The organism is Nocardia sp. NPDC058176 (assembly GCF_042883805.1).
Taxonomy (GTDB): Bacteria; Actinomycetota; Actinomycetes; order Mycobacteriales; family Mycobacteriaceae; genus Nocardia.
This window is the reverse complement of record NZ_JBHVVA010000005.1, coordinates 400,597-422,463: the sequence shown is the minus strand read 5'-3', so window position 1 is coordinate 422,463 and position 21,867 is coordinate 400,597. Positions and strand designations below refer to the sequence as shown.

The 21,867-nt window shown below is 68.8% G+C and carries 21 protein-coding genes; 8 read left to right on the top strand and 13 right to left on the bottom strand.

All coding sequences use genetic code 11. From position 1 onward, the window contains the following. Positions 1-2: 2 nt before the first annotated feature. From ACFVVM_RS26315 to ACFVVM_RS26295, 5 genes are read left to right on the top strand one after another with little or no spacing between them, the layout of a single operon-like run. Positions 3-947, top strand: a complete 945-nt coding sequence (locus ACFVVM_RS26315) for a metal ABC transporter substrate-binding protein (protein WP_387623373.1) — start codon at positions 3-5, stop codon at positions 945-947. Further along, positions 944-1,678: a metal ABC transporter ATP-binding protein gene (locus ACFVVM_RS26310; protein ID WP_387623371.1), complete on the top strand. Its 735-nt coding sequence runs from the start codon at positions 944-946 to the stop codon at positions 1,676-1,678. Before ACFVVM_RS26315 ends, ACFVVM_RS26310 begins: the two co-directional genes overlap by 4 nt. Then, on the top strand, positions 1,675-2,565 hold the full coding sequence (locus ACFVVM_RS26305) for a metal ABC transporter permease (RefSeq protein WP_387623368.1): 891 nt from the start codon (positions 1,675-1,677) through the stop codon (positions 2,563-2,565). Before ACFVVM_RS26310 ends, ACFVVM_RS26305 begins: the two co-directional genes overlap by 4 nt. An 11-nt stretch (positions 2,566-2,576) precedes the next feature. Then, positions 2,577-3,047, top strand: coding sequence for a GNAT family N-acetyltransferase (locus ACFVVM_RS26300; RefSeq protein ID WP_387623365.1), 471 nt, complete (start codon positions 2,577-2,579; stop codon positions 3,045-3,047). A gap of 37 nt (positions 3,048-3,084) precedes the next feature. Continuing rightward, positions 3,085-3,423, top strand: coding sequence for an MmcQ/YjbR family DNA-binding protein (locus ACFVVM_RS26295; RefSeq protein WP_387623363.1), 339 nt, complete (start codon positions 3,085-3,087; stop codon positions 3,421-3,423). Here ACFVVM_RS26295 and ACFVVM_RS26290 read toward each other — a convergent pair. The 3 genes from ACFVVM_RS26290 to ACFVVM_RS26280 are packed head-to-tail and all read right to left on the bottom strand — an operon-like array spanning position 3,420 to position 4,659. Continuing rightward, positions 3,420-3,632, bottom strand: coding sequence for a hypothetical protein (locus ACFVVM_RS26290; RefSeq protein ID WP_387623360.1), 213 nt, complete (start codon positions 3,630-3,632; stop codon positions 3,420-3,422). The two genes, ACFVVM_RS26295 and ACFVVM_RS26290, sit on opposite strands and share 4 nt — an antisense overlap. 14 nt (positions 3,633-3,646) lie before the next feature. Then, positions 3,647-4,171, bottom strand: coding sequence for a hypothetical protein (locus ACFVVM_RS26285; protein WP_387623358.1), 525 nt, complete (start codon positions 4,169-4,171; stop codon positions 3,647-3,649). A 56-nt stretch (positions 4,172-4,227) separates the two neighbouring features. Next, entirely contained in the window at positions 4,228-4,659 is a 432-nt protein-coding gene (locus tag ACFVVM_RS26280; RefSeq protein ID WP_387623356.1) for a hypothetical protein, read from the bottom strand. A gap of 85 nt (positions 4,660-4,744) precedes the next feature. Between ACFVVM_RS26280 and ACFVVM_RS26275 the strand changes: the two genes are divergently transcribed. Further along, positions 4,745-5,287, top strand: a complete 543-nt coding sequence (locus ACFVVM_RS26275; RefSeq protein WP_387623353.1) for a YaeQ family protein — start codon at positions 4,745-4,747, stop codon at positions 5,285-5,287. An 80-nt stretch (positions 5,288-5,367) separates the two neighbouring features. Continuing rightward, entirely contained in the window at positions 5,368-6,252 is an 885-nt protein-coding gene (locus tag ACFVVM_RS26270; RefSeq protein WP_387623350.1) for an alpha/beta hydrolase fold domain-containing protein, read from the top strand. A gap of 1 nt (position 6,253) precedes the next feature. On the opposite strand, the gene ACFVVM_RS26265 is transcribed toward ACFVVM_RS26270, so the two are convergent. Then, positions 6,254-6,835: a TetR/AcrR family transcriptional regulator gene (locus tag ACFVVM_RS26265; protein ID WP_387623347.1), complete on the bottom strand. Its 582-nt coding sequence runs from the start codon at positions 6,833-6,835 to the stop codon at positions 6,254-6,256. An 88-nt stretch (positions 6,836-6,923) separates the two neighbouring features. On the opposite strand from ACFVVM_RS26265, the gene ACFVVM_RS26260 reads away from it, so the two are divergent. Continuing rightward, positions 6,924-7,961 (top strand): beta-ketoacyl-ACP synthase III, encoded by a 1,038-nt coding sequence (locus ACFVVM_RS26260; RefSeq protein WP_387623344.1) that lies wholly within the window; start codon positions 6,924-6,926, stop codon positions 7,959-7,961. Positions 7,962-7,965: 4 nt separating this feature from the next. Here ACFVVM_RS26260 and ACFVVM_RS26255 read toward each other — a convergent pair whose 3' ends face one another. From ACFVVM_RS26255 to ACFVVM_RS26215, 9 genes are all read right to left on the bottom strand, one after another. Further along, the gene (locus ACFVVM_RS26255) at positions 7,966-8,313 is read right to left on the bottom strand and encodes a hypothetical protein (RefSeq protein ID WP_387623342.1); all 348 of its coding nucleotides are present in this window, start codon (positions 8,311-8,313) and stop codon (positions 7,966-7,968) included. An 86-nt stretch (positions 8,314-8,399) separates the two neighbouring features. After that, positions 8,400-8,981, bottom strand: coding sequence for a TerD family protein (locus ACFVVM_RS26250; protein WP_387623340.1), 582 nt, complete (start codon positions 8,979-8,981; stop codon positions 8,400-8,402). A 94-nt stretch (positions 8,982-9,075) separates the two neighbouring features. Continuing rightward, a complete protein-coding gene (locus ACFVVM_RS26245; RefSeq protein ID WP_387623337.1) occupies positions 9,076-9,951 on the bottom strand; it encodes an alpha/beta hydrolase family protein in 876 nt (291 codons plus the stop codon). A 61-nt stretch (positions 9,952-10,012) separates the two neighbouring features. Beyond that, positions 10,013-12,136 carry an acyltransferase family protein gene (locus ACFVVM_RS26240; protein ID WP_387623335.1) on the bottom strand — a complete coding sequence of 708 codons (2,124 nt, stop codon included), beginning with the start codon at positions 12,134-12,136 and terminating at the stop codon, positions 10,013-10,015. 81 nt (positions 12,137-12,217) lie between these two features. Next, on the bottom strand, positions 12,218-17,242 hold the full coding sequence (locus ACFVVM_RS26235) for a DNA repair ATPase (RefSeq protein ID WP_387623332.1): 5,025 nt from the start codon (positions 17,240-17,242) through the stop codon (positions 12,218-12,220). Beyond that, the gene (locus tag ACFVVM_RS26230) at positions 17,239-19,110 is read right to left on the bottom strand and encodes a flotillin family protein (protein ID WP_387623330.1); all 1,872 of its coding nucleotides are present in this window, start codon (positions 19,108-19,110) and stop codon (positions 17,239-17,241) included. Before ACFVVM_RS26230 ends, ACFVVM_RS26235 begins: the two co-directional genes overlap by 4 nt. Further along, positions 19,110-19,730 carry a hypothetical protein gene (locus tag ACFVVM_RS26225; protein WP_387623327.1) on the bottom strand — a complete coding sequence of 207 codons (621 nt, stop codon included), beginning with the start codon at positions 19,728-19,730 and terminating at the stop codon, positions 19,110-19,112. The genes ACFVVM_RS26230 and ACFVVM_RS26225 overlap by 1 nt, the downstream gene beginning before the upstream one ends. Positions 19,731-20,087: 357 nt before the next feature. Continuing rightward, complete coding sequence (locus ACFVVM_RS26220) at positions 20,088-20,471, bottom strand: hypothetical protein (protein ID WP_387623324.1); 384 nt, start codon at positions 20,469-20,471, stop codon at positions 20,088-20,090. Between the two features lie 171 nt (positions 20,472-20,642). Further along, complete coding sequence (locus ACFVVM_RS26215; protein WP_387623321.1) at positions 20,643-21,842, bottom strand: fatty acid desaturase family protein; 1,200 nt, start codon at positions 21,840-21,842, stop codon at positions 20,643-20,645. Positions 21,843-21,867 lie beyond the last annotated feature (25 nt).

Below are 21,867 nucleotides of genomic sequence, written 5' to 3'. Positions count from 1 at the left end.
GGATGAAGGTTGGGTTCCATCGGTCATCCGCGTCCAGCAGGCGCCGGGTGCTCGCGGCGTGTGTTCTGAGTGTCCTGGCGTTCGCGCTCACCGCCTGTGGTGGGGTCGCCGCGCAGGACGACGATCGCAAGGTGGTGCTCACCACCTTCACGGTGCTCGCCGACATGGCGCGCAATGTCGCCGGCGAGCATCTGCGGGTCGAGTCGATCACCAAGGTCGGCGCCGAGATCCACGGCTACGAGCCGACTCCGGGCGATATCAAGAAGGCCGCCAAGGCCGATCTGATCCTGGACAACGGGCTGAACCTGGAAGCCTGGTTCGCCCAGTTCGTCGCCGATCTGGATGTGCCGCACGCGGTGGTCTCCGAGGGCATCACCCCGATGGACATCGGGGAGGACGCCTACCGGGGCAAGCCCAACCCGCACGCCTGGATGTCGCCGGTGAACGCGCAGATCTACGTCGACAACATGGTCAGTGCGTTCAGCGACCTCGACCCCGACAACGCCGAGGCGTACCGCGCCAACGCCGACGCCTACAAGACCCAGCTCGGCGCGGTTCGCGACGACCTGGTCTCGGCGGTGAGCGTGCTGCCCGCCGATCAGCGTGCCCTGGTGACCTGCGAAGGCGCGTTCTCCTACCTCGCACGCGACGCCGGGCTCACCGAGAAGTACATCTGGGCGGTCAACGCCGAGCAGCAGGCCACCCCGCAGCAGATCGGCTCGGTCATCGACTTCGTGCGCCAGCGGAGCGTGCCCGCCGTGTTCTGCGAGTCGACCGTCTCCGACGCGCCGATGCAGCGGGTGGTCGAGGCCACCAGCGCCCGGTTCGGCGGGGTGCTCTACGTCGACTCGCTCTCGGAAGCCGACGGGCCCGTCCCCACCTACCTCGACCTGATCCGCCACGACGCCACCACCATCGCCACCGCGCTCGCCGGAGCCCCGCGATGAGCGCGCCGGTCGTCGAGATCCAGGACTTGACAGTCCATTACGGCGAGGTGCTCGCGCTCGACAACGTCGAGCTGACCCTGAAGTCGGGGCGGGTGTGCGGGCTGATCGGCATGAACGGCTCGGGCAAGTCGACGCTGTTCAAGACCGTCATGGGGCTGATCACGCCCGATCGTGGCCGCGTGCTGATCAACGGGGGTGGCCCCACCGCGGCGCGCAAGGCGGGCAGCCTCGGTTACGTGCCGCAATCCGAGGATGTGGACTGGACTTTCCCGCTGTCGGTGCGCGATGTGGTGCTGACCGGGCGCTACGGGAAGATGGGCTTCACCCGCCGGGCGAGCAGGGCCGATCGCGCCGCCGTCGACGCGGCGCTGGCCAGGGTCGAGCTCACCGACCTCGCCGATCGTCAGATCGGGCAGCTCTCCGGTGGGCAGAAGAAGCGGGCCTTCGTGGCGCGCGGCATCGCGCAGGAGGCCACGATCCTGCTGCTCGACGAGCCGTTCGCCGGAGTCGACAAGCGCTCCGAGGCCACCATCACGGCGCTGCTGCGCGAACTCGCCGCCGACGGTGCCACCATCCTGGTCTCCACCCACGATCTGCACGCGCTGCCCCAGCTGGCTGACGAGGCCGTGCTGTTGAACCGCAGGGTGCTCGAGCACGGCGACCCCGAAGTGGTGTTGCGGCCCGAGAATCTGGCCAAGGCCTTCGGGCTCGATGTGGACGGAGACCGATGAGCCTCGAAGAGTTCTTCCTCGACCCGCTGCGCTACGAATTCATGGTGCGGGCGCTGGCGACCACGGTGACCGCGGCCGTGGTGTGCGCGGTGCTGTCGTGCTGGTTGGTGCTGATCGGCTGGTCGCTGATGGGTGACGCCGTCTCGCACGCGGTGCTGCCGGGAGTGGTGCTCGCCTACATCGTGGGCTGGCCGTTCGCGGTGGGGGCGGTGATCTTCGGGTTCCTCGCCGTGGCCCTGATCGGGGTGGTTCGTGACACCAGCCGGGTGAAGGAGGACGCCGCGATCGGCATCGTGTTCACCACGCTGTTCGCCTTCGGTCTGGTCCTGGTGTCGGTGACACCGAGCCAAACCGACTTGAACCACATCGTTTTCGGCAACCTGCTCGGGGTGAGCCGGGGCGAGATGGTCCAGATCATGATCCTGGCCGCGATCGTGCTGGCGGCGCTGGTCCTCAAACGCCGCGACTTCACCCTCTACGCCTTCGACGCCACCCACGCCCACGCCATCGGTCTCAATCCCCGGGTCCTCGGCACGGCCCTGCTGGCCCTGCTCGCCCTCACCTCGGTGGTCGCCCTGCAGGCGGTCGGCGTGGTGCTGGTCGTCGCGATGCTGATCATCCCCGGCGCCACCGCCTACCTGCTCACCGACCGCTTCTCCCGCATGCTGCTCATCGCCCCCGCGATCTCGGTCCTGTGCGCGGTCACCGGCCTCTACATCAGCTACCACCTCGACACCGCCGCCGGCGGCATGGTCGTGGTCACCCAGGGCATCGCCTTCACCCTCGTCTACCTGTTCGCCCCCCGCCACGGCATCATCGGCCGCCGCATCACCACCGCCCGCGCCCGCGCGACGACGGCCTCGGTCGCGAGTCAGCCTCGCGGGTAGTTTGCTCTGTCATGGCTGCTACCACGATCCGCCCCGCGACCGGGGAAGACCTGGGCGATCTCCAGGCTCTCGCGCGTCGCACGATCGACACCTGTTATCGAGGGTTCCTCGGCAACGAGGCGGTGGACTGGTTCATCGGCAGTGGGGCTTCGGACGAGCACGTGGCGAGCCACCTGGCGGGTGGCGGCGTGTACTGCCTCGACCTGGACGGCCGGATCGCCGGGTTCTCGATTCTCGACGGTCCCACGGTCGACCTGATGATGATCGACCCCGATGATCATCGGCGTGGGCTGGGCCGTCTGCTGCTCAGGCACGCGGAAGAAGTACTCCTCGCCCGGTACGCGACCATCCGGCTGGAGACCTTTCCCGGCAACACCAGGGCCATGTCGTTCTACGAAGCGTGCGGTTGGGTCCTCGGGGATCGGCTGGTGGGCGAGGGCCCGGACAAGGTCGAGTACACCAAGAACGTCACCGGCGGCTGAGCGCCGCCTGTCGGTGGACCCTGGCATGATCCGCGCCATGACTTTCACCGGTGACGACGTCCGTGCCGTCGTCGCGGCACTCCCGGAGACCACCGAGGAATTCGCCTGGGGCATGCCGATTTTCAAGGTCGCGGGCAGGTTGTTCCTCACCCTCCCCGAGGACGAGACCTCGATGGCGGTGCGCTGCCCGATCCTCGATCGCGACGAGCTGGTCCTCGCCGAACCCGGCAAGTTCTGGATCGCCACGCACGAGGCGGGCAACCCGTGGGTCCGCGTCCGCCTCGCCGCCCTCGACGACCGCGAGGAACTCGACGCCATCATCACCGACTCCTGGCGCCTGGCCGCGCCCCGAGCCTTGCTCGAAAAGCCGGACTAGGCGCTACGCAGTTCGCTTTCGTGGAACAGGCCGGGAACGTGCTCGTCGGCGAAATCCATGTCGACGTTGGCACGGCCGTTGTCGATGCGCACGACCGTGCCCTTGACCTCGCGTGCTCCGTAGGTGACGCGGACACGGTCACCGGCCTTGAAGTGGACCGACTTGCGGCGGGCGCTCTTCGCCCGTGCGCGCTTGGGTGCGGTCGCCATCGCGGTCACCTCTCTCACCAACTCTTTCCTGCCGTGTCCTGCAAGTATGCCTCGACGACCTTGTCCATACCAGCAACAAACCCTTTCAGGGTGGTCCGCCACTTCTTGAAGGTGGCCAGGGTCATGTTCTCCAGGAACGCGCGCCACTGTGCCCTTTTCGTCGGGTACATCGCCTCCACCGCCGGCCAGAAATCCATGCCGATGCTGCTGAAATCGGAGCCGAGTGCGGCAGGCTGGGCGTTGCCGCCGTCGAGCCTGCGCCCGCGGACCAGAGCATTGCGCAGGATCGGGATCCGGGGATCGCCGAGAGGTTCGAGCCCGTCGGTCATCACCCAGGCCGCTTCGTCGTGGAGGTCGCGGCAGTAGCCCTGGAACTCGCTGGCCAGCACAACGAACAGGGCCCGGTTGAGGTGTCCGGTGGCGTACTGGCGCCCCACCTTGCCGTCGACCACCTTGCCGTGCACGGCGACCATGCTGTCGAGCGCGGCCGCGCGGTCGGTGTTCCATTTGATCAGCGCGGGAGAGGGGCTGTAGACCACGCGGGCACAGTAGGCGCGCCCTCCCGCGGCAGTCGAATCAATTGGCTATCAGTCGGTTACAGGACCGGGGTGATGGTGGCTTCGATGGTTTGGATCTCGTTGTCCGGGATGACGAAGGTTTCGACGATCTCGACGGTGGTGAGGCGGTGGCCTGCGATGCCGGTGTCGAGGAGGTAGGTGGTGGTGACGGTGTCGCCGGATTCGGTCATGGTGAGTTCGCGGTAGCCCTGGATGACGCGGTATTGGAGGCCGTGTTCGAGGTCGGCGGTGAGTTGGGGGCCGGAGAAGCCGGTTTGGAAGCCGACCTCGACGCGGGTGGCGTCGGGGGCGAAGGGGACCGCGCTCGCGTCGTGGGAGACCAGGGCGTCGAGGTAGGCGCGGGCGATGGCCTGGCGCGGGGTGTCGGCCGGATTCGGTTCTGCCGCAGCGGATGCCGTGCCCAGGGTGAGGAAGACGGCCGCCAGAGCTGAAACGTGGGTGATTCGCATGGGGAGATGCTGACCCTCCGGACGGGGGAGCGCAAGCGGTGCGCGCGAGATCGCGCGGGTACTGCCCGGTAGGCTCGGCAGTCCTATGGCACTCAGCGCAACTCTGCACCATTTCGCCGTTCAGCTGGCCGATGTCGACCGCGGCGTCTATGAGGATCTCGAGCTGCGGGTCGCTCGCCACCCCTCCGAGACGGCCGAGTACATGCTCACCCGCATCCTCGCCTACTGCCTGCAGTACGAGGAGGGCATCGTCTTCAGCGACGGCGGCATCTCGGCCACCGACGAACCCGCCGTGCAGATCCGTGATCTGACCGGGCGCACCACCGCGTGGATCGAGGTGGGCGCACCCGATGCCGACCGCATCCACCGCGGCAGCAAACTCGCCGGTCGGGCCGCGCTCTACACCCACCGTGATCCGGCCAAGGTGCTCGCCCAGTACGCGGGCAAGAAGATCCACAACGCCGCGTCGATCCCGCTCTACAGCTTCGACCGCGCGTTCATCGACGAGGCCGCGGCCCTGATCGACCGGCGCAACACCGCCACCCTGTCGATCACCGAGGGTGTGGTCTACCTCGACCTCAACGGCACCTCGCTGCGCACCGACATCACCGAACAACCGCTGGGCTGACCCCGGACCGGAGTACCTTTGGGCCTGCGCCGACAGTGCCGGTCGGTCGCGCAGTCGAGGAGGTCGCGGTGCCCGGTGTGATGAGCAGATTCGTGATTCCGGGATTCCTGCGAATCACCCGCCGCAACCGGAACTACATCGACGCCGACCGCGCCAGGGCGCACGTGCGCGAGCGCGGTCTGCGTCCGCTGCCCTACGGCCCGCCGAGCGCGCTGCGCGGTGTCGAGGTCACGGTGGCGCACGAGCGCGGCTGGCCGATCTACACCCTCACCCCGAAGAGTGGATCGTCGCGCGGCGGACTGGTGTACGCGCACGGCGGCGGCTGGGTGGGCGAAATCGCCTCGCAGCACTGGCATCTGGCCGCGCGACTGGCCGCCGAGCTGGATCTCACGGTGACGGTGCCCATCTACCCACTGCTGCCGAACGGCACTGCCGCGCAGGTGATTCCGCGCTTCGCCGAGATCGTCACCGACAGCACCGACCGATACGGCACCACCTTCCTGGCCGGTGATTCCGCGGGCGGCCAGATCGCCCTGTCGACCGCCCTGCACCTGCGCGACACCGCGCAGCTGAAAGTGCCACGCACAGTGCTGATCTCGCCCGCCCTCGACCTCACCCTGGAGAACCCGCAGATCGACGACGTCCTCCCGCTTGACCCCTGGCTCGGCCGCGCGGGCGGCCTGGTCTTCGGCGAGCTGTGGAGCGGCGAGCTCCCGATGAAGGACCCGATGGTGAGCCCGCTGTTCGGCGACTTCACCGGTCTCGGCCCGATCACCGTGTTCAGCGGCACCTACGACATCCTCAACCCGGACACCCGCCTGCTGGTGGACAAGGCGCGCGCCGCCGGCGTCGAGGTCGACTACGAGGAACGCGAGGGCCTGGTCCACGTCTACCCGCTGACTCCGAGCCGGGAGGGCGCGTCCGCCCGGCGCACGATCGTCTCGACCCTGCGCGCGCACCTGTAGCTCAGCGCTGGGAGAGGTGGTGGTCGAGCAGGATGGTCAGCTGCGTGACCGCCTGGTCGAACGGATGCGGCGACTTGAGTGCCCGGCTGTGCACGATGGTGCCCTCGATGGTGGTGAGCAGGAACCCGGCCAGTGAGACGGCGGTGGCCCGCTCGATGCCGGTCGCGACGATCCCGTCGGCCAGCCGCGCGGTCCATTCGGCGAAGGCCTGGCCCGCGATCGACTGCACCGCCGGATCGAGCTCGTCCAGCGCCGCGGCCATCATGAACGAGCCCGCGCTGTAATCGGACTTCTCCAGCGGCACGCGCCAGAAGGCGAGCAGGTCGGTGAGCCACTGGCGCGCCGACGGCGCGGTCTGCAGCGCGTCGGCCATGGCGCTGATGTGTGAGTACACCAGTCGCGAGACGATTCGCGCCGCCGTCTGCACCAGTTCGCCCTTGCCGGAAGGGAAGTGCTGGTACAGCGAATTGCGTGAGGTGTTGCTGCGCCTGAGCAGTTCACTCAGCGCGGCCGCGTGCACGCCGTGCTGCTGGACGGTACTGATGGTGTGTTCGATCAGTCGGGCGCGTGGTCCGGCTGCCATGCGATCTCCTCCAAACCCTTGATTGAACCGATCGGTCCATGCTAGACCTGTTCTGGATGAACCGATCGGTTCATATGGAGAGGATGCCATGCCCACCCCTATCGCCACCGCTGTTCCGGTCACACACACGGGAATTCTCGGTCTCGGCGTCTACCGTCCGCGTCGCGTCGTGCCCAACGCCGAGATCGTCGACCGGATCGACTCCTCGGACGAGTGGATCCGGACCCGCTCGGGCATCGCGGCCCGGCACTGGGCCGAACCCGACGAGACCATCGTCTCGATGAGCGTCGCCGCGGCCCGCGACGCGCTGGCCGCGGCCGGGGTGGGCGCCGAACAGGTCGACGCGGTCGTGCTCGCGACGTCCTCGCAGATGGTGCTCGGCCCGTCGGCCGGCGCGGTGGTGGCCACCGAACTCGGCATGCACGACACCGCCGCCTACGACATCTCCGCGGGATGCGCGGGCTTCTGCTACGCGCTGGCCGACGCGGCGAATCTGGTCCGCGCGGGACAGGCGCGCCACGTGCTCGTGATCGGCGTGGAGCGGTTGTCGGATCTGCTCGACACCAGCGACCGCAGCTGCGCGTTCATCTTCGCCGACGGCGCGGGCGCGGTGCTGGTCGGCGCGGCCGAGCAGGAGGGGATCGGCCCGGTCGCCTGGGGCTCGGACGGTAGCCGCACCTCGGCGATCAAGCAGGACAAGGACTTCCTGGAGTACTTCGCCGAGGTCGCCGCCGCGGAGGCCACCGGCGGCACGTCGGTGCGCCCCTACATCAGGATGAACGGCACCGAGGTCTTCCGCTGGGCCGTCACCTTCCTGGAGAAGGCATGCCGCGACGCGCTGGATCGCGCGGGCGTCGGCGCCGACGAGCTGGACGCCTTCGTCCCGCACCAGGCCAACATCCGCATCACCGATGCCCTGGTGCGCACCCTGCATCTGCCCGAGAAGGTCGCCATCGCGCGCGACATCGTCGACACCGGCAACACCAGTGCCGCCTCGATCCCGATGGCGATGGAACAGCTGCTGCGCTCCGGCGCGGCCCGTCCCGGCGACACCGCCCTGCTGCTCGGCTTCGGCGCGGGACTGGCCTACGCGGGCCAGGTCGTGCACCTGCCCCCGATCGGGTGAATTCCTAGGCGGCCGGCTGACCGGCCGCCGCCGGGGTGCGGTGCGCGGCCTGATCGGTGACCGGCACGGCGTAGGCGACCCCGTCGCGGATGCCGAATTCGAAGCGGCAGGGGAACAGGGAGGGCAGGCCGGTGGCGCGGAGGTCGAAGTTCGCCGCGAGGGTCTGCATCGCCCAGTTCTGCAGCGAATCCGGCAGCCGCAGGGTGGTCCCGTCGACGCAGGCCACGTAGGCGTGGGTCTGTTCGCCGTCGACGGGTAGTGGATTGCGCAGTCCGACTGCGCCGATGTCAAGAATTCGTCCGGCGTTGTGGGAAGAAGCGACGCTCGGCAAATCCAACTCGATGTCGTCCATGCTGGAAACCGTAGCGCAGCAACTATTCAGGGAACACCGAAATCGCGTGCCCTTGACGAACTTCGTCCACCGAGCCCCCGAGCGGGCTACTCGATCGCGAACCGCAGCAGCGCCTGCATGTCACCCTGCTTGATCTTGCCCTTGCGGTCGAGCACCTCGAGCTGCCACGATCCGCCGTTGCGGAACGCCCTGGCGATCGCGTTGGCGTTCTCGGCACCGAGCAGCGAGGGCCAGATGTCGGCGACCGGCTGGGTGTCACCGCCGGTGGCGTCGTAGATCTTGAACGAGACGTTGTTGGCCTTGATGAACGACGTGCCCTTCTTGAACGCGGCGGCGACGAACACGATCGAGTCGATGCCGGCGGGCACGTTGGCGAAGGTGACGTGCACGGTCTCGTCGTCGCCGCTGGCCGCGCCGGTCTGCTCGTCACCGCTGTGCAGCACCGAGCCGTTGCCGAGCGGGTCGAGGGAATCGAGTCCGGCGAAACGCACCGGATCGCCACCCTGCACCAGGATCGCAATCAGGTCCAGGTCGACGCCCTTCTTGCGGCGCGCGATCCCGAGCAGTCCACCGCTGGCCCCGGCCGAGGGATCCCAGCTCACCCCGACGCTCATCTTGGTGATCCCGGTCAGATCGGCGGCTTCGTCGTCCTTTTTGAGAGTTATCACCGTTTCAGGCTACCGGCTGCGCGGAGTGTGCTGCTGGACAGTGGGATTCACGGTGACGGCGCCGAGAGTGCTTGCGGGTCCCGGTATTCGGAATTCAGTCGATGGTGCGCACGTGATCGAGGATGGCGGCGCGGGCGGCCTGCCAGGCGCCCGACCGCGCGTCGGCGAATTCGCCGTGCCCGGTGTCGGGCAGGATCCGCAGCTCGGCGGAGGCGCCGGTGGCGTGCACCGCGTCGACATAGCGACGGCTCTGCGCCGGGGCCACCACCCGATCCCGGTCGCCGTGCAGGGCGGTGATCTCGGTCTCGACCGGCAGGTGGTGGATCGGGGAGGCGTAGCGATACCGCTCCGGCACCTGGCTGGGCCTGCCGCCGAGCAGATCGGTGACGAACCGGTCGCGCCCGTTGGTGACGGCGAAGTCCAGATCCAGCACGGCCGCCATGAGCGTGAGGCTGCGGATCCGCACCCCGCTGTGCTGATGGTGGTCCGGCGGCGGCCGGTGACCGGCCGCCCACGCGGCCAGCTGACCGCCCGCCGAGTGCCCGGCCACGTGCACGCGCTGCAGGTCGAGCAGGTTGCCCACCCGCGGCGCGACCGCGCTCAGCGCGTCGATGGCGTCCGCGACATCGGTGAGGGTCGTCGGCCAGCCGCCCTGGCCGTGCACCCGGCGGTATTCGATGTTCCACACCGCCACACCCTCGGCCGCGAGCCCGCGCGCGTGCGCGTCGAACTGGGCCAGGGTGCGGCTCTGCGTCCAGCCGCCGCCGTGGATCAGCACGACCACGGGCAGCCGGGTGTTCGAGGTCGACGGCAGGTAGAGGTCGCCGAAGGTGTCGGAGCTGTCGCCGTAGGGGATGCGCAGGGGCGACTGGGGGATCGAGGAGTCGGTCGCCGCGGTCAGTTCGGCCGGGGTGGCCAGATCGGTGACCCTGGCTCCGAGCGTCATCATGACGGCCACGAGAACGGCCACGATCGCACAGCGTTGTCGAGCTGTCACGGCGCGGCCCTTCTCTCGGCTCAGGTGATCGAGATCACCACCATCCGAGCAGTGGCTGGAGCTCGCGTCCGAGCGGTCCGGCCAGTGAACGGGAGTAGCTGGCGGTGAGGTGGTGCTCGTCGTGGTAAATGAGGATATTGCCCTCGGCCACCGAACACACGGAAGGCTCGCACACCGCGTCGGTCATGTCGACCGGAAAGATGCTCGGGAAGCGCGCCGCCGGTTCCAGCTGCGGGTTGACCGGGTTCAGCGCGTCCTCCCTGCGCATGCCGCAGCTGAGCCGGTCACCGCCGGCGGCCAGGCAGTCCGCGGCGTTGTAGCGCACCGTTCCGCGCCGCAGCCACGGCGTGTCACGGACGGCGATCACATTGAGCCCGCGTGCCGACAGCGCCGACCAGACGTCGAGGTACTCGTCGGGGGTCTCGTCGCCGCCGTCGTCGCGGGGACGGGTGCCGGTGGTGAAGACCCAGTCGGGCCGGTCGACGCCGAGCCGGTCGATCACCTGGGCCGACCAGTCCCGGCAGTCCGGGATCGACTCGCCCTTGTACATGGTGTCGTCGGCCAGCGTCAGCGGGCACCCCATCTTCAGGTACACCTCGATGCGGAACGCGTGCTGGTCGGCGAGCACCTCGAGCGCGGGCAGCCAGTGCTCGGCGTGTGAGCTGCCGACCAGGGCGAGCGTGCGGTCGGCCTCGGGGTCGCCATAGGTGCAGGTGATGACGTCGGCGGTGTCCCAGTCGGCGATGCAGCCGTCCTGGGTCGGCGGCGGCATGTCCGAGCCCGCCTCGAAGACGCTGGGCCGCATCGGCGCGGGCGGCGTGTAGAGGCCGGAGGCCAGCGCCTCGGCGCCGGGGTAGCGGTCGTGGTCGAGGGCGCCGACCGCCTCCGGCGGATTCACCCTGGCCACGGCGTACTGCCAGGCCGCGGTCGTGCCGACGACCGCGACCAGCAGCAGCACCACCGTGGTGGTGGCCAGGCGGCGCGGCAGCACGGCGGCGCGGCGGGTGCTGTCGCCGGAGGTGCGGGCGCGCACGCGCAGCGGCTCCTCTATCCAGCGGTGGGTCAGCCAGGCCAGCACGAGCGAGAGCGCGATCACCGCGCTGCCGCCGACCAGGCCGGCGTGCGGATTCCCGCGTTCGGCGAGGAAGAAGATCAGGATGGGCCAGTGCCACAGGTACAGCGGGTAGGCGATGTCACCGAGCCAGCGCATCACCGGGTGGGCGAGCAGCCGGTTCGGCTGCGACCAGTCGTCGGGCTGGAGCCCGGTGGCCGACAGGATCACCGCCGCGGTGGCGCAGACGGGGACAAGGGCCCACGGCCCGGGGAACAGGTTGGCGCCGTCGACGATCAGCCAGCCGCACGCCACGACGCCGAGGATCCCGAGCAGCGCCAGTGGCGCGCGCAGCAGCCGGGGCGTGCGCAGGTAGGGCGCGACGACGGCGAGCAGGGCACCGGCCAGCAGCTCCCATCCGCGCGCGAAGCTGTCGTAGTAGTTCCAGCCCTGCTGGGTCGCGGTGCCGTTGGCGGCGTAGAGGAACGAGACGATCCCGAAGCCGACCACCACCGCGCCGACGAGCGGGCGCACGAGCGTGTGTTGGGAGGTCTTGACACACAGCCAGGCCAGCCCGGCGATCACCAGCAGCGCCACCAGATAGAACTGGCCCTGCACCGACATCGACCACAGGTGCTGCAACGGGCTCACCGAGGGATCGGCGGCCAGGTAGTCCGACCAGGTCAGCGCGAGTTCCCAGTTCTGCAGGTAGAACAGCGAGGCCAGGGTCTGCGCGGAGATCGAGGACCACTGCGTGTAGGGCAACCAGATGATCGTGGCGACGACCACGGCCGCCGCGACCACCGCCATCGCGGGGACCAGCCGCCGCACGGTTCGGCGCCCCACCGAGGAGGCCCACGCGGTGTCCTGTCCCTCGGCCCGGCGCAGCAGCAATCCGGTGAAGAAGAAGCCGGAGAGGACGAGAAAGACGTCGACACCGCCGGACACGCGACCGAACCAGACGTGGAAGACCACGACGAGCCCGATCGCGAGTCCGCGTAACCCGTCGAGATCAGTGCGATAGACCGGAGCGGTCCGCTGTCCACGGCGGACCGTGGGGGTGCTGCGCGGTGGAGTCCAGAGCGTCGAGTTCAGTGGCTCGGACACGACGAGCCCCCGGGTACGCCGGAACGAAGTGAACCGGAGTTCCGGCATACGAGAGGTGTCGAGAACATGACAACTCTCCTATCACGGTGCGGACTCCGAGGTCCATTCAGCAGCGGTCGGTATGATTCTCGTCTCGGTGGCCCTGATGGCCGCCTCGACGCCGCCGACCCGATCGGCGAGCAGTCCGAGACCGCCCACCGCGCGAATCAGTGGATCGTCATCGCGGCCGCCGAGTGCTTGTTCGCGCAGGTAGGCGGCCTTGACGTCGGCCCATCGCTGGGCCTGCTCCGGGGTGAGCCGGTCGCGTAGTTCGGCGAGTGCGAGCAGGTTCGCTTCCGCACCCGCGGCGAGGGTCTGGGCCTCGCCACGATAGTGATCGTCGATCAATGCTTCCAGTTCGTCGTCGTTCAGCACCGACACGAGACGCCCGGTGAGCGCGTTCATGTCGCGGTAGGAACCCTGGAGCTGGAACGGTGGTTTGGTCCGGGAGTTGTCCGCCGTGGCGGCCGAGGCGATATAGGCCTTGTTCACCGCGAGGACGACACCGCGGACACGCAACACCATGCGCAGGACCGCCGTGATGTCGGACAACTCGGCGGCCGAGTAGGGATGGGTGAGCTGATCGGACTGGACGGACTCCTCACCGCGCGCCAGGCGCAGCAAAATCTCTAGGTCGCCCCGTTCGCGCGCCGACAGTGGCGCGAGCACGGGGTTCGTGGTCAGGGCGTTCTCGATATAGCTGAGCCCGAACAGCTCCTCACGCCCGGACAGCACGTCACCGAGGTTCCACACATCGGCGCGGTTGGCGAGCATGTCCGGAATGCGGAAGCGTTTGCCTTGCTCGGTGTACGGGTTACCCGCCATGCAGACCGCGAAACGTTTGCCACGCAAATCAAATGTGCGGGCCTGCCCGTCCCAGACGCCCTCGATCCGGCGCTGGGCGTCGCACAGTGAGATGAACTTCTGCAGCAACTCGGGCGAGGTGTGCTGGATGTCGTCGAGATAGAGCAGCACATTGTTGCCGAGTTCCAGCGCGAAGTTGATCTTCTCGACCTCTTGACGCGCGGTGGCGTTCGGCGCCGCCGCCGGGTCCAGCGAATGCACAGCATTGCCCAGCGCCGGTCCGTCGACCTTGACGAAGATCAGCCCGAGCCGGGCCGCCACGTACTCCATCAGCGTCGTCTTGCCGTAGCCCGGCGGCGAGATGAGCAACAGCAGACCGGACTGGACGGCATTGTCGGATTCGCCCGGCGTACCGAGCTGGCGGGCCAGGTTGTCGCCGATCAGCGGCAGGTAGACCTCGTCGAGCAGCCGGTTGCGGACGAAACCACTCATCACCGACGGCTTGAAGTCGTCCAGGCGCAGCCGTTCGCGTTGGGTGGCGAGCAGCTCGTTGCGCCGGCGCAGGTGCTTGCGGAAGGCCGGAACCTCGTCGGTGCGGAAGCGGTGTCCGCGCGCGGTGGTCTCGGCCAGTGCGAGCGTCAACCGGCCGCCGGTGATCCGCTGGTGTTCGCCGAGCAGGCCGTCGACGGTGGCGGTGAGCTCCGCGGCGCACTCGTACCGGTCCGTCTCGGGGCCGCACAGCTCGATCGCCACGGCCTCGGGCAGGTATTCCAGCTGTGCGCTGTCGCCGGTGGTGTCGACGAAGGCGCGCAGCCAGGTGGTGACGAGTTCGGTGCGCTGGGGCAGGTCGGTGTCGAGGGCCCGCACGTCCTGGGTGAACGCGGTGTAGGCGTCGGGATCGGCGGCGACGAGCCTGCGCCGGAACGCGTCGAGCAGGGCACGCGCGCCCGCCGCGGTGGTGAAGCCGGCGGGTTCGGTGGCGATCTCGTGGAACAGATACGCCCCGGCGAGCTGTGGATCGACGTCGGCGAGGCCGAGGTGCACGGCGAAGGCGTCGATCGCGGCGGTGAGCTCCGCGATCACCGCGGTCCGCGCGGTGGGGTCGCCGAAGATGCTCGCCGCGCGGGCGGTCGAGGTGATCCGGGTGGTCCACCGCGCGCGCTGCGCCGGGTCGTGCGGCTGCCAGTCGGCCGCGCCGAAATGCCACCACAGTTGCGCGGCCGCGCGGTCGCCGGGGCGGTAGCGCAGCAGTCCCGCGCCGTGGTGCAGGGTCAGCAGCGCGGTGAGGATCGCGGTGGCGTCGTGGTCGTGCACGCCGAGCTGGTAGCCCTCGTCGTAGCGCTGCCGGGCGATCGCGCGCACCTGCGCGTCGAGCTCGTTCGCCGCCACGGCCTCGTGCAGCGGGGTCGGCCCGGTCGTGGCCTCGGCCTCGGCCAGGATCGAGGTCGCCAGGTGCTCGGCCCGGTACATCCGCGGGGTCTCCGAGACCAGCAGCTGCGACCACAGCGCCGCGCTGTCGGCGTCGAACTCGCCCGCGGGCAGCGGCGCCCGGTAGTCGGTGCCGCTGATGCTGTAGACCAGCGAGCCCTCGTGCGGCACCAGCGCCAGGTCCCACTCGGCGGTGGTGACCGCGAACCGGTGCCTGCCGAGCCGGATCGTCTCGCCGCCGTCGGCGTAGAGATCGCGGCGGTCGCGCAGGACCCGGCCCGCCTCCTGCCGGACCACCTTGATCCGGCCGTCGAGTTCCTCGGCCGAGACCACCTCGCCGGCGGTGCGCAGTTCGGCGGTGGTCGCCCGCAGGCGGACCACCATCGGATCGGCGGCGAAGTAGGCGTTGATCTCCTCGAGCGAGGTCAGCGCGCTGCTGCGTCGCTCGATGCTCGACAGCATGCGCTGGGCGGAATCGAGCAGCCGCCGGGCACGCTGGGACCGCTCGTCGAGCAGGGTCTGGCGCCGGGTGGCGAAGGCCTCGTAGATGTCGTCGCGGGTGGCGGCGATGCGCTCGGCGAAGTCGTCGAACGCGCCGAACCTGGTTTCCAGGCTCTCCACGGTCAACAGCAGCTTGGCCACGTGGTCGTCGCAGGCCGCCGGGGTGTCGGCCATCGCCAGCGCGCTGGTGACGGCTTGCCCGAGCAGGGCGTATTCGGCGGCGAACTCGTCGCGGCCCTCGGCGGCGGCGAGGTCGGTGCGGCGGGCCTCCAGGGTCGCGCGGGCGCGGTTGACCGCGGCCAGCACGGTGGCGATGCGTTCCAGGATGCCGGTGCGCAGGGTCGCGTCGCCGACGTCGAGCCCGGTGACGACCTCGATGACGGTCTGCAGGTCGTCGGTCTGCGCGGTGAGGTTGGCGCGGATCGGTTCGGCCTCGGCCACCGTCGCGATGTCCCGCGCGCGCTCGAGAATCTGCTCGATGTCGGTGAGGTAGTCGTCGAAAGCCTCCGGCGCGGCGAGGAATTCGACGCACCGGCGACCGGTGTCGGCCAGTGCCTCGGCGACGGTGGTCGCGAGTTCGTCGAGCCGGTCGGTGTCGGTGTAGCGCATCTCGCGCAGGGTCTCCACCCGGCCCGCGGCGCGGTGCAGCGCGGTGAGTTCCTCGACCCAGCCCCGGGCTGTGGTGTGCGCGGTCCTGGCCCGGACGAGTCCGGCGATGTGTTCGCCCGCCGCCGCGACCGCGGCCAGCGCCTCCTCGGTGCGGGCGGTGACCTTCTCGAACTCGTCGACGACCTGTTCGGCGGTGCCGCGCACCGCCGTCAACGACTCGGCGAGCCCACCGAATTCGGCCTCGCCGAGCCAGTGGTGCAGATCGGCCGTGCGCACGCAGGCGGCGATGATCGCCTCGAACACATCGGTGGTCTCGGCCATGTCCTCGACCATGCGGGTCACCGACAGGCAGTCCGCCAGCGCGCGAACCAGTTCGGCGTTGCCGATCCTGGCCAGCGGTCCGGTGCCCGGCTGCTGGCGGGCCGCGTGGGTGTCGGAGACGAACGGCGTCTGCCACACCTGCATGGTGTGCACCCGCGTCGGTTCCTCCGACAGCGCGCGGAACACCACCATCGTGCCGTCGTCGAACAGCGAGTAGCCGTGGCAGGTGATCGGCGTGGCCACCTGCTTGCGAATCATGTTGTAGGGCAGCAGCAACGAGCGGCCCTCGGCGCGGGCGTGGAAGACGTAGAGCACGTCCTCGCCGTTGGGGGCACGCACGGTGCGCTCGTATTCCAGGTCGTCGACGGCGGTGTCGAAGGTCTTGTGCACGCCGGTCTCGAGGTAGTACCCGCCGGGGAAGACGATGCCTTGGTCCTCGGGCAGCAGCCGGCAGGACAGGCCGATCCCGTCCAGGCGCACCACCGTCCGGGTCCTGGTGTTGAAAACCAGGTGGCGCCAGTCGGTTTCGTTGTACGGGCGGATGCGCAGCAGGATCAGCGCGCCCACCTCGGCGTAGTGCACATCGGCGTCGGCCAGGCTCTGCAGCGGCTCGTCGACCGGTTCGGCGTAGATGCCGGTCCCGGTCTCGGTGTTGTTCTCCACCTTCACGGTGAGCGTGCCGCCGATGGTCTCGACGAACACCTTGCCCAGGATCGACAGGTGCGGATGACGACCCGCCACCTGGTCGTCGCGGGTGGTCTCGGTCCAGGCGAACTCGTGCGGAGACGGGAACACGTGATCGCGCTCGCCGCGGCTGTCGAGGTAGTCGACCGCGCCCGCGGAATCGACCCCCCAGCGCAGCACCTTGATGTCGTCGGTGCGCTGGCCGGTCTGGAAGACCGCCAGCATCCGCCCGTCGAGCCTGCGCAGCTGCAGCAGGCGGGTCTGGGTGTAGTACCGGTAGAGCTCGGCGAAATCGCGCCGGAATCGCGGATCGTCGAGCAGCCCGTCCGGTTCGGCGGCGGTGAAGCCGAATTCGCCGCCGTCGCGGTGGAACCGGTGCGCGGCGAACACGTCGCCGATCTCGGTCTCCGGCTTCAGGCCGAGGAAGACGTTGTAGCCGAACAGCATTCGCCCGTCACCGATGGCGACGATGTCGCGGGGCACGCAATTGTGCTCGGTGCGGATGTGTTCGGTGCCGATCAGCGAGAGTTCGATCCCGCCGAAGTCGGCGACCCTGCGGTCGTTGAGTTCCTCACAGCGCCTGGCCAATTCGCTCGCCTGCTCGTGCAGGCGAGTGCGCAGCACCTCGTAGGTGCCGCCGTCGAGGACGGCACCCGGGGCCGGGGCTGACGTGTCAGCCCCGGCTGTCGTGTCCTGGTGCCGCGGGTGCGGCGCGCTCACTTGTCCAGCAGCAGGTCGAGCGCGGCGGCTTCCTCGGCCTTGTTCGCCTCGGCGCCGTTACGGGCCAGCAGCGAGCCGACGACCGCGGTGGCCGCGGTCCCGGTGTCGGAGTGCAGCAGCTTGTCCAGGCCCTTGCCGAGCCCGATCGAGCCGACCAGGCGGTCGAGGAACATCGACTCGCCGCCGACGATGTCGATCTTGGCGTTGCCGAGACCGGTGGCCAGCACGTCGGCCTGGGCCTGGGCCACATCGCGGTGCGCCTGCACGGTCGCCAGCTCGATCTCCTTCTGCAGCTCCAGGCGCAGCCGGAATTCCTCGTGCTCGCGGGTCGCGTCGTCGAGCACGGCCATGGCCGCGGCCTTGTCGTGCAGGCCCTCGGCCTCGCCCTTGAGCTTGTCGCGCAACCCGTCGGCCTCGGCGAGGTTCTTCTCGCGCAGCACCGCGGCCTCGGCCCGGCCGACCTTCTCGATCGCGTCGGCCTCGCGCTCGCGCACCTGCGCCTGGCCCAGCCCCTCGGCGGCCGCTTCGGCCTGGGTGGCTTCGGCGAGCCGGATCTTGGCCTTGGCCTTCAGCTCCGCCGCCTCGACCTCGGCCTCGGCCAGCGTGATCGACTCCTTGGCGAGGAACTTCGAGGCAGCCTCGGCCGCCTCGGCGGCCTTGATGTCCTTGACCAGGTGCTCCTGGGCCTCGGCCTCGGCGCGGATGATGATGGCCTGGCGGTCGCGCTCGGCGGCCTCGGTCGCGCGCAGCCGGTTGATCTGCTCTTCCTGCTCGGCGACGGTCTTGTCGACCGCGACGCGCTCGCGCACCACCTCGGCCACGGTGCGGCGCTCGACCTCGACCTCGCGCTCGTTGGACATGTGCGCCAGCGAGACCGCGCGGTCCCGGTCGGCGACCTCGAGCAGCCGGTCCTTCTCGATGCGCTCGGACTCGATCGCGATCACCCGCTCGCGGTTCTTCTCCGCGACGGCGATCTCGCGATCCTTGTTCTGCGCCTGGATGCCGAGGGCTTCCTCGGTGCGCATGAAGGCGGTCTGCGCCTTGAGCCGCTCCTCGGCCTGCACCCGCAGGATCTCGGCTTCCTCCCGGGCGCGCAGGGTCTCGACCTCGCGGCGCTGCCGGTTCTCGGCGTCGGCCTGCTGGCGCTCGAGCTCGAGCACGGCCTCGCGCGCCTCCACGTTCTGGCGGGTGATCTCCTTCTCCTCGTGGCGGCGGAACTCGTTGGTGCGCACGTGCTCGATGGCGGTGAGCTCGGTGATCTTGCGGATGCCCTGCGCGTCGAGGATGTTCTGCGCGTCGAGCTGGATCAGCGGGGTCTGCTCGAGGTAGTCGATGGCGGCGTCTTCGAGGCTGTAGCCGTTGAGGTCGGTGCCGATGACGGCCATGATCCGGTCACGGAACTCGTTGCGGTGGGTGTAGAGGTCGACGAAGTCCAGGTGCTTGCCGACGGTCTTGAGCGCCTCGGAGAACTTGGCGCTGAACAGTTCCTGCAGCGTGGCCTGATCGCTGGCGCGTTCGGTGCCGATGGCCTGGGCCACCTTGATGACGTCCTCGACGGTCTTGTTGACCCGCACGAAGAAGGTGATCCTGATGTCGGCGCGGATGTTGTCGCGGCAGATCAGCCCGTCGCGGCCGACGCGGGCGATCTCGATGGTCTTCACCGAGATGTCCATGAACTCGGCCTTGTGCAGGACCGGGAGCACGACGGCGCCGGTGAAGGTCACATCGACCTTGCGCATCTTCGAGATGATCAGCGCGCGGCCCTGGCTGACCTTCTTGAACAGTCGGCTCACCAGGAACAGCACGGCGAGTACGGACAGCAGGATCACGGCGACGAGCACGCCGAATCCGATGGCGATGGTGGACATCAGTTCCCCTCCAGAGCGGCCACCCAGAACGTTCCGGTGGCCGGGTCGTAGTCGTAGACGACAGCGGAATCCCCTTGGGTCAGGGGAGCGGTCGCGGCATGCAGTGCGCTCTGCCGGACCTGGATGACGGCCGATGAGCCGTCGTCGGCGGTGAGTTCGGCCTGGCCGAATTCCTCGTCGACGCGACCGGTGCGCACCACGCACATCCGGCCGACGAAGTCTTGTAGTGACGGTGCGGGACCGTGCCGGAAGAAGCGCCGCAGCGGGATCACCACGAGCCGGGTGCCTGCCACGGCGGCGACGACGGCCACGAGCAGGACCGCGCACCCGGCGACGATCGCGGCGATTCCGGCCAGGCCGAGCGCGCCGATCGCGACGGTGCCGACCAGGCTGGCGAACCAGGACAGGGCGACCAGCCCGGTCACCGCGACCGTGACGGGTACACCGCTCAGGCCCAGTGCGTCGAAACCGCCGACCGTCGACCCGGATTCGCCGCCGTCGAACGCGTCGACCTCGGTGCCCCCCACGAGCACCACCAGCCAGTATCCGATGACGACGAGCAACGCGAAACTGAACAGTGCCGTCGGAAAGGACACGACGGCGGCGAGGAACTCACCCATGCGGCGGCGAGGTGGTCACCGACATTCCGAACGTGCGAGATCCGCCGTGTCGGCCGTCTTTTCGCGAACGGTGAATGGCATCGCGAATGCGCCCCATGAATTGCACGACAAATCTCCCCACGTCTGGCGACCCCGAAATGAATGAATTCGTTGATTGCCGACCGGAAGCCCGGATCGTGCAAGTGAATTCAGCTGCAGGATACCCGATGACGTGCGCGGATGCGCCGTGAATCAGACCGGATGGTGTGCGCAATCACAGACATGTGGGACGAATCGACCTGAGGTCGATCCGTCCCACTATACACGAATACTGTTTCGTCTCAGAATTTTCCGAAGTTCAGTCCGTGGTAGCGATCATCAATTACCGCCGTGATTCGGATTCGTACAGATGGTGCCCTCGCACGGAACCTCGCTGCCGTCACCGTTCGGGTTCGGCATTTCGTGCCCGCCGTTCTCCTCGGGATCGGGGCCAGCGCCGTGATTGGGGTTGGTGCAGATGGTGCCCTCGCAGGGAACCTGGCTGCCGTCACCGTTCGGGTTCGGCATCATCGACACCGTGGTCGGCGGTACCGGGATCGGCTGCTCGTTCGGGGTCGTGTGCTGCTCGTGCGGCGCGGTCTCGGTGGTTTCCGGCGCGGTGGTGGTCGTGGTGGTCGCCGGCGCCGTCGGGGAGTCGTCGGAGCATCCGGCGCCGAGTAGCGCCACTGCTGCGATCGCGACGATGAACGGGAAACGCCTCATAGGTCAACCCTTCTCGTGCTCGCTGCCGGTGATCGGCAAATGATCAGCGCCTTGGTGAATGATCGTCCTGCCATCTGTTCACCAGTGGATTCGATTCGGTTCTTCGGCTAACGGTCTGAATATAGACAACACAGCAAACACCCGGCGCGTGAATCGCTCGATCGGGACGGCTCAGGCGGCCTCGGTCCGGCGGGCCGCGCGCAGTGCGGTGCGCAATCCACCTCGGACACTGCCGGATTCGGCGCCGACGGCGAATTTGCGCTCCGAGGCGGTCTCGGGTGCGTCGTCGCTGGTGGCGGTGAGGAAGGCGTCGGGCAGGGCCAGCTTGTGGATGGTGCGCAGCGTCAGCAGGTATTGGCGGGGGAGCGGACCGGTGGTGTAGGGCAGGTCGTACTTGTCGCAGAGCGCGCGCACGCGCACCGCGATCTCGGCGTAGTGATTGCTGGGCAGATCGGGGAACAGGTGATGTTCGATCTGATGCGAGAGGTGACCGCTGAGGAAGGCGAGGACCGGACCGGCGTCGAAGTTCGCGGTGCCGAGCATCTGGCGCAGATACCACTGCGCGTGCGTCTCGTCCTCGATCGCCTCCGGGGTGAATTTCTCCGCGCCGTCGGGGAAGTGGCCGCAGAAGATCACCACGTACGCCCACAGGTTGCGCAGGGTGTTGGCCGCGACGGTGCCGGTGAGCGTGCGGCGCCACCGGCGGCCGCTGAGCAGGGGGAAGAGCAGGTAGTCCTTGGCGGTCTGCCTGCCGATCTTGCGGAGCAGCGCCCTGGTGTGCGCTTTCTTCCCGGCCGGGGTCGCCGCGCGTTCCTGTTCGGAATACAGCCCGTGCAGGGCGATGCCCCATTCGAAGGTGGCCGCGAGGAGCAGATTGTGCAGCGGCTGGATGAGCCGGCGCGGACTCCAGCGCTGATCGCGGGTCACCCGCAGCACGCCGAAGCCGACGTCGTCGTCCATGCCGACCACATTGGTGAACACGTGATGGCGGTAGTTGTGTGAATAGCGCCACTGCGACGAGACCCCGGCCATGTCCCATTCCCAAGTGCGCGAATGGATTTCGGGATCGTTCATCCAATCCCACTGGCCGTGCGACACGTTGTGCCCGATCTCCATGTTCTCGATGCTCTTGGCTGCGGCCAGCGCGGTGGTGCCGACCAGCCAGCCCAGTCGTGATCGGGTGCAGACGAGCACCAGCCGGGCGCTCGCGTCGAGTATCCGCTGGAAGGCGATGGTGCGGCGGATGTAGGTGGCGTCGGTGGTGCCGCGCCGGTCCTCGATCTCGCGGCGGATCGCGTCGAGTTCCGCGCCGAGCGCGTCGACATCGGCGTCGGTCAGGTGCGCGTAGACCGCGACTTCGGTGATGGCCATGCGGCAAATCCTCAGCTGGGCGTAG